The sequence below is a fragment of the Negativicoccus succinicivorans genome (assembly GCF_018373335.1).
Lineage (GTDB): Bacteria > Bacillota > Negativicutes > Veillonellales > Negativicoccaceae > Negativicoccus > Negativicoccus succinicivorans_A.
Genome location: NZ_JAHAHH010000058.1, coordinates 1 through 8,324 on the forward strand (window position 1 = coordinate 1; position 8,324 = coordinate 8,324).

Genomic DNA, 8,324 nt, shown 5'->3' on the forward strand with positions numbered 1-8,324 from the left:
TTTAACCGGCACGACATAGCGCTCATTGCGCTGTGTGACCAACGCTTCCTGTAAATATTTAGCAGTGGTACGATCCTGGATCATTGCTTCCAGTGAATGTTTCACGCGTTCCTGCAACCGTTCCTGAGTACGACGCAATTGATTCAACTTAGGACTTGCGGTGTCGCGCATCCGTCCACGTTCATCAAACATCGTCTCAAGCCGTGCTAAAAGTTGCGGTTGCGGCTCAATTTCTGCCGCAAGCGCTGTCAAACGAGGCGTTTCCTGCGCCGCCATAAAGCGGTCGCGAATTTCTTGATAGGCTTCCAGTGACGAGCGAATCGCCAGCACTTCTTCCACCGTTAAGATCCCTTTTTTCTGCGCTCGTTCCAGTGGCTGACGAATCATCCGCAAGCCTCCGAAATGCGGTGCCTGTGCATTTTGAATCAGCAGTAATGCCTCCGCTGTTTCGGCTAAGCGTCGTTCAACCTCTCTCGGATCACTGCTGGGATACCATTGCAGCGCCCATTCCTTGGCACCGTTCGATGCGCAACGTTCTCGTAACCGTTCTTGAATTTTTCCGTAATCTAAGGCCTCTAACGTCTTGCGTTCCATTACATAATCCCTCGTTGCAAATGTCCGCGCGTTGCCTGCGGGAACACTCCATTCGTAAACTCGGCGCCTTGTAACCATAGCGCCGTATAAATTTTGACTGCTTGAGCCAACTCATTTTGTGAGAGCAATGCCGCATCTATGACCACTTTGTGTACACCGTATTGCGAGAGACGGGCGAGCGCCGGCGCCATATCTGTAGGTACCGAATTAAAAATATGCATGCGTCCGAATTGATCCGTCTGCAAGGGGAATTCTTTTCCCAATCGATCCCGCAATGACCAATCCCGTACTCCATGATCTGTACCTTTTTCGTCTCCATAGGCGCTATACAAATTATTTTCGGTCACCATTAATTCGGTGCGACCGCAGGCGTATACCCCCAATGAGCCGTCGTATTGGCGTAGAATTCCACGAATTTGTGCCAGTGTAAGCTCCTGTGAAAGAAAGATGGCGCTCGCACCATGTTGTTGCCAAAAGCGCAACGATTCCTGATTAAACACATTCAGCGTCGGCGCTACATAAAAAGGCATCTGTGGCGCGAACTCTGCCAATCGTTGCGCATCACTGTACGCGTGAATCAAAATAAAATCCGGTTGTGCGGCAACCATATCTTGAAGCATACGGTCAACTTCAGCGGCTTCTTTTTGTCGCGTCAGACGCGGCATAGCCAGGCCTACGCGGGCATGATGTTGTCGCGAACGCATTACTACTTGAGCATAATCTTGCGTGGTATACGTTTCGCCGATAAATATATCGCCGCCAAAAATAATTTCGTTGGCTTTTTCCGTCAATGCCGTTTCTACCTGTGCAAGCGTTCGTGCTCGCACTGCTACACTTTTGAGCGATGGTAACACGGGCGGTTTTACTCTGTCGTAAACCATCGGTACCGCCTGAAAATGACGTTCTTTATAGGTTTGTAAAACAGCTTCTGTTAATGCTGTCTGTGCTTGCGTTCTCACATGATTCAAAACACTTTTAGGCAACATAAAATGACCTTCCGTTAATGTCACCTCCGCCAATATAAAAGCGGTGTTGCCCAAACGGGAAAGTTGCGTTTTTACAAGATTCAGGTCCGTTGGCTGTGTGCGCGCCGTCGGTACGATAAAATCACTTACAATTTCAACTGCAATGCCTTTTTCTGTACGGACTTTCACCCGCAGCGGTTCACCGACAACGGCCTGCACATCCCAGTAGGTAGGAATGGCGATGATATCCGCTGTAACATTTGCCGGCTGCTCCGAAGATTGCCAATAAAGTTTTGTGTCTCCCTTTGGAAATTCGGCATAGTGGAAGTACAACTCTTTTTTTGCGGATTGATACGTTACATCTTTGCAATCGACATAACATAAACCGCCGTCTTTGCCGATATATTTATAGACACCGTTTGCGGTTGCCGGAATATGCGACATCGCAAACACTGCCCGTTCCTTCTTTTTATCAATTTTGGTAAGAATACCGATCGGTTCGCCATGATAGTTCGGTGCAAAACGTGTTAAATAATCACGACCGACGGAGTCGTACCAATACGCTTTTGTAAAACCGCGATTAAAACTTTTAGCTAACATAGTTTGCGCGGCCTGCGCATTGATTTCACCGTCGATCAGTTGCCGATATGTTTTCACCGTAGTATATACGTAGGGAATTTGCTTCATTCGTCCTTCGATTTTAAGCGAGGCTACTTTAGTTTGCGCAAGTTCCGCAATGACATCCGTTGAAATCATATCCTTGGGACTTAACACATATTGTTCCGCCGCAGGATTCTTACGTTCACCAGACGTATCCACCAAGTCATACGGCATCCGGCAAGGCTGCGCACATGCGCCGCGATTGCCGCTGCGGCCACCGATAAAGCTGCTCATCAGGCATTGACCGGAGTAGGATACACATAACGCACCATGAATAAATATTTCAATCTCAATCGATGCCTGCTCGGTAATCTCTTGAATTTCCGCCAGGGAAAGTTCGCGCGCTAAAACGACTCGCGTAAACCCTTCCTTCGCTAAAAATTCCACACCGGCAAGATCGCTTACTGACATTTGCGTGCTGCCGTGAATAGCAAGCAGCGGCGCTTCGCGACGAATGATTTGGGCAACACCGATATCCTGTACGATAACGGCGTCCACTGAAAGCTCCGCAAGCTCACGGATAAAATGTTTAAAAGGCTCCGTTTCCGCATCCGCCACCAATATATTAACGGTCACATAAACGGCCACATCATGTAAGTGGCACAACGTCACCGCTTCTCGCAGTTCTTCGTGATCAAAATTTACTGCACTTTGGCGGGCGCTGAATGCTTTCCCGCCGAGGTATACTGCATCAGCGCCGGCAGCAACCGCCGTTTTTAAATGTGCCAGCGACCCTGCTGGCGCTAATAATTCCATTATTTCACCTCTTCAAGTCTTTATTATAACATAGGCCTTTGACGCAGCCGTCAGTACTGCAAATAAAAAAGAGTCGATGCATCGACTCTTTTTTATTTGTGCCTTTATGCCAGTGACGCCAACAAGTCTTGCACTGTTGACAAGGCTTTGTCAGACTTCACTTTCGTGATTTCACCACTCCGACGAACCTTGATTTCTACTTCACCGTCTTCAACAAATGTTTTCCCGACGGTCACACGAACCGGATAACCGATCAAGTCGGCATCTTTGAATTTGATACCTGCGCGTTCTTTACGATCATCAAAGACCGTTTCGATGCCCGCCCGGGTCAACTCATTATATAATTGTTCTGCCGCCTGTTGCTGTTCTTCATTTTTGCTGTTAGCTGCTACGACGACCACCTGATACGGCGCAATCGCAACCGGCCAAATGATCCCATCGTCGTCATAACTTTGCTCAATTGTCGCCGCCATCGTCCGCGATACACCGATACCGTAACAGCCCATATAAAAGGGGTACGACTTGCCGTTTTGATCCAGGAACATGGCGTCCAACGACTCGCTGTACTTTGTGCCCAGCTGAAACACCTGACCGACCTCAATGCCGCGGTCAATAGTAATATGGCCGCCGCATTTCGGACACGCATCTTCATCTGTAATCAGACGGATTGTTTCCACGCGTACATCGGGGAAATCCCTTTGCGGAATAACATGTCGGAAATGCATGTCGGTTTCGTTGGCGCCGCTAACAGCATCTGTCATTTGCATAACTTTCGGATCTACAATGATTTCCAAATCATCCGACGGAGTCAAACCGATCGGGCTCAGATACCCCGGAACAAGGCCAAGAGCCTGTAACTCTTCATCGCCAGCAAGCGGCAATTCGATAGCCCCGACCAATCCAGCCACGCGCACATCATTGACTTCTGCCGCACCCGGAACAACGGCCATGACCAATTTCTTTTCTGCCCGGTACATAACGACTTTAATCGTTTGTGTAGCATCGATTTGTAAAAATTGACACAATGCCTCGATCGTTTTTTGATTAGGCGTCGCTACTTTTTCGAGCTCTGCACCGGCTGCTTCGTTTTCAATATCCGGTGTTTGCGGACATGCGACTTCGATATTTGCCGCATAATCACAATCATGACAACGTACAACAGCCGCTTCGCCGGACTTGGCAAAAGCCATAAATTCATGTGAGCCGCTACCGCCGATGGCCCCTGAGTCCGCCTCTACCGGTCGGAAATCCAATCCGCAACGCGTAAAAATGCGACTATACGCATCATACATCTTTTGATAGCTGACTTTCATGCTTGCCGGGTCAGCATCAAACGAATAGCCGTCTTTCATAATAAATTCGCGGCTTCGCATTAATCCGAAACGAGGCCGAACTTCATCGCGATATTTATTTTGAATTTGATACAAAGTAAGCGGTAATTGTTTATACGAAGAAACATCCATTTTAACCAGCGTGGTTATCATCTCTTCATGCGTCGGTCCGAGGCAAAACTCCCGCTGATGCCGATCTTGGAGACGGAACATCTCTTCACCGTAGGCACCCCAGCGTCCCGATTCCTGCCAAATTTCTGCCGGCTGAATAATCGGCATCATAATTTCCTGCGAACCGATAGCATCCATTTCCTCTCGCACGATCGTTTCAATTTTACGCAACGTGCGCCAAGCCAGCGGCAAAAATGTATATAAACCTGCGCTGAGTTTACGGATAAACCCCGCACGCAACATCAGTTTGTGACTCATTACCTCCGCATCTGCCGGCATTTCACGTAACGTGGGACTATATAATTGAGATGCTCTCATACCTTTTTCTCCTCCGCTAGATATTGATTAATTTCTTTCATCAGTTCGTCGACTAAATCATCCTCAGAAACAGTACGCAACACTTTGCCTTTGCGGAACAAAACCCCTTGACCGTTGCCGCCGGCAATTCCGAAGTCCGCTTCGCGAGCCTCCCCAGGACCGTTGACGACGCACCCCATGACGGCTACACGCAACGGCGTTTTAATACCTTCCAGACGTTTTTCGACTTCCGCTGCCATCGGAATTAAGTCGACTTGACAACGCCCGCAGGTCGGGCATGAAATCATGACCGCCCCATACGTAGAATACCCGGCTGCCTGTAAAATCATTTTCGCAACCTTTACTTCTTCTACGGGATTGGCTGTCAATGACACACGAATCGTGTCGCCGATACCGTCAAGTAAAAGAGCACCGATTCCCATCGCCGACTTAATACTGCCTCGCATCACCGTTCCCGCTTCCGTCACGCCCAAATGGAGCGGATAATCGCATTGATCGGCAAGCATTCGATACGCTTCCGCCATCATGGGAACATCCGTGGATTTCAGTGAAATTTTCATTTCACGATAATCGGCCTGCTCCAATATCCGAATATGCTCCAACGCAGAAGCTACCATTCCCTGTGCGGTCGGATGTCCACCGTAGGATTTCAAAATATGCTCCGGCAATGAGCCCGCGTTAATACCGATACGAATAGGAATTCGTTTCGGTTTGGCTTTCTCGACTACTTTCAACACATTTTCCATGCTGCCGATATTGCCGGGGTTTATCCGCAAACCGTCAACACCGCTGTCAATGGCATCCAGAGCCAAGCGGTAATCAAAGTGAATATCGGCTACCAACGGCACGCCGGTTTGCGCTTTGACCTGCTTCAACGCGAGCGCGCTTGCCCGATTCGGCACCGCCAAACGCACAATGTCACAACCGGCATCCGCAAGTTCATTGATTTGCTTTACCGCCTCTGTGATGTCCGTCGGGGTGAACGTCGACATCGATTGAATAGATACCGGTGCATCCCCGCCGATCGCTACTTGTCCTATATGAATTTGTCTTGTTTTTTTTCGTGTCATCCTATCACTTCATGTCATTTCAAAAATCGTAAGATATCGTTACTCGTCGCATAAATAAAAAGTGCACCCAAAAGAAACAGTCCCGTCATCTGAATATAGTACAGGTATTTGGGTGGTAATTTTTTACCGATAATACCCTCTACCACAATCAGCAATAAATGGCCACCGTCCAACAGAGGCACGGGCAATAAATTAAGCAGGCCCAAGTTAAGGCTCAATACGGCGGTAAACATCAATAAATTGGCAAACCCGGTACGCGCAATGTTGCCTGCCATTTGCGCTATACCGACAGGTCCTGCCAATTCGCTGCCGGAAACTTTCCCGGTAATCAGCTGACCGATGCCTTTCCACATCTGCGCTGTTAAGTTCCATGAACGTTCTGCACCATACTGAACGGATTCGAACAAGCCTACCGGCCGCGTTTCAATGACTGGAAGGATACCGAGCACTACACGTCCGTTATCGCTTCCGGGGATCACTTGTAACGTCAGCGGTTCATGGTTGCGTTCAACTCGTAACGTAACCACTTGTCCGCCCCATTTTTGCATATGGGGAGAAATCTCATTCCATTGCCGGATTGGCTCCCCCTGAATCGCTACAATGCGATCGCAGGGCGCTAATTGATGACTTGATGCAGGCGCCTGTGTAAGAACTTCACCGATGATCGGTTCATCACTCGGTGTAGAAACGCCGTACGCGCTAAACAGACCACTGATCAAAATAATGGCCAGAATAAAGTTCATAGCTGCACCGGCCACGATCACGATGAAACGTTTCCAAGCCGGTTTATATATGAAAGCGCGACGCGGATCGACTTGATCCTCCTCGACCTGCTCTTCCGTCATGCCTGCAATGCGATTAAATCCCCCGAGAGGAACAGATCGTAATGAGTACGTTGTTTCTCCCACACGCTTTGACCACAACTTGCTGCCAAAACCGACCGCAAACTCATCCACTCGCATGCCGGTCAATTTAGCCGTAATAAAGTGTCCCCACTCATGCACAAGAACAATCACGCCAAATACAAAAATGGTCGCGATAATAGTCAGCAAAATATTCCTCCGTTATTTCGATAATGTCGCAATAAATTCCGTCGCTCGCTTGCGAATGGCCCGATCGGCCGCCACAATGTCTTGCCAATCACGCAATGGTGTCGGCGTATGAGTTATGACCATTTCTTCCGTCACGGTAAAAAGATCCGTAAACGAAATTTTACCTGCAATAAACGCCTTCACCGCTTCTTCATTGGCCGCGTTATAAACTAACGTCGCCGATTGGCCCATGCTCCCTGCCTGATACGCCAGCGGCAGGGAGCGAAAAACATCTGTTGCCGGCGGCTCAAATTCCAGTGTACGTTCTGTATCCCAATCCAGCGGAGAATTATTGATCGTCCATCGCTCGGGATACGAAAACGCCAGCTGAATCGGCAATTTCATATCCGGAACACCCAGCTGAGCAAGCACCCCGCCATCCCGCAAACGAATCATCGAGTGAACAATACTCTGCGGATGTACAACAACTTCTATTTTATCATAGTCGACGGCAAATAAATGATGGGCTTCGATAACTTCCAACCCCTTATTAAATAAGGACGCGGAATCAATCGTTATTTTTTGTCCCATCTGCCATGTCGGATGTTTTAAACAATCGGCAACGGTTACACTGGCAAGTTGCGCCGCACTATAGCCACGGAAAGGTCCTCCCGAAGCCGTCAATATGACATTTGCCAACGCGTCTTTGGGAACTGCCTGTAAACATTGAAAAATCGCGCTATGTTCACTGTCTACAGGATAAATGGTAACATCTGCCTCTACTGCTTTGCGGTTAACCAGATCGCCGGCGGCTACCATCGTTTCCTTATTCGCAAGAGCAATAACTTTGTGTGCATCAATCGCAGCTAACGTAGGCGCGATCCCAATAGCGCCCGAAATGGCTACCAAAACGATTTCGGCATTAGCTGCCGCAGCCGCTGCTGTTAACGCTTCCGGTCCGACAATAATTTTTGTCGGACCGGTATAAGTAGCTCGCAGCTGCTTCCCGGCTTCCCTATCCGTTACCGCAACCAGTTCAGGATGAAACTCCTCGATCTGCTGCCGCAATAAATCAGTGTTACGATGAGCTACCAATACGGTGGCCTGCAATTTATCCGAATGCTCACGAATAACTTCTAAAGCTTGCGTACCTATCGATCCGGTACTTCCCAATACCGCAATTTTTTTCATAAGTCACCTATTAAAAATAAAAGCAGCGAGTACAACACTGGTGTAACGAATAAAAGGCTGTCAAAACGGTCCAAAATACCGCCGTGCCCCGGCAATATATGTCCCGAATCCTTAACGTCTACGTAGCGCTTCAAAAGCGATTCAAAAAGATCTCCTGCCGGCGCGACCATCGCTACCGCCATAGCTAAACCGAGTGCAAGAGAAAGCGGTACTTGACCGGCGTACGCATATATGAGC

General features: G+C 48.6%; 6 protein-coding genes and 1 pseudogene. All 7 read right to left on the reverse strand.

What is annotated here, in order from left to right; all coding sequences use genetic code 11:
• Positions 1-594 (reverse strand): annotated as a pseudogene (locus tag KH813_RS05095) (hypothetical protein); the annotation flags it as partial.
• Complete coding sequence (locus KH813_RS05100; protein ID WP_303994068.1) at positions 594-2,975, reverse strand: DUF3656 domain-containing protein; 2,382 nt, start codon at positions 2,973-2,975, stop codon at positions 594-596. The pseudogene KH813_RS05095 and the gene KH813_RS05100, both read right to left, overlap by 1 nt.
• A 104-nt stretch (positions 2,976-3,079) precedes the next feature.
• Positions 3,080-4,795 (reverse strand): proline--tRNA ligase, encoded by a 1,716-nt coding sequence (locus tag KH813_RS05105; RefSeq protein ID WP_303994071.1) that lies wholly within the window; start codon positions 4,793-4,795, stop codon positions 3,080-3,082.
• Positions 4,792-5,865 carry a flavodoxin-dependent (E)-4-hydroxy-3-methylbut-2-enyl-diphosphate synthase gene (ispG, locus tag KH813_RS05110; protein ID WP_303994074.1) on the reverse strand — a complete coding sequence of 358 codons (1,074 nt, stop codon included), beginning with the start codon at positions 5,863-5,865 and terminating at the stop codon, positions 4,792-4,794. The genes KH813_RS05105 and ispG overlap by 4 nt, the downstream gene beginning before the upstream one ends.
• 14 nt (positions 5,866-5,879) lie before the next feature.
• Positions 5,880-6,917: an RIP metalloprotease RseP gene (rseP, locus tag KH813_RS05115; RefSeq protein WP_303994076.1), complete on the reverse strand. Its 1,038-nt coding sequence runs from the start codon at positions 6,915-6,917 to the stop codon at positions 5,880-5,882.
• Between the two features lie 12 nt (positions 6,918-6,929).
• Entirely contained in the window at positions 6,930-8,087 is a 1,158-nt protein-coding gene (dxr, locus tag KH813_RS05120; protein ID WP_303994079.1) for a 1-deoxy-D-xylulose-5-phosphate reductoisomerase, read from the reverse strand.
• On the reverse strand, positions 8,084-8,324 hold a 241-nt coding region (locus tag KH813_RS05125; RefSeq protein WP_303994081.1), incomplete at its 5' end, for a phosphatidate cytidylyltransferase. The genes KH813_RS05125 and dxr, both read right to left, overlap by 4 nt.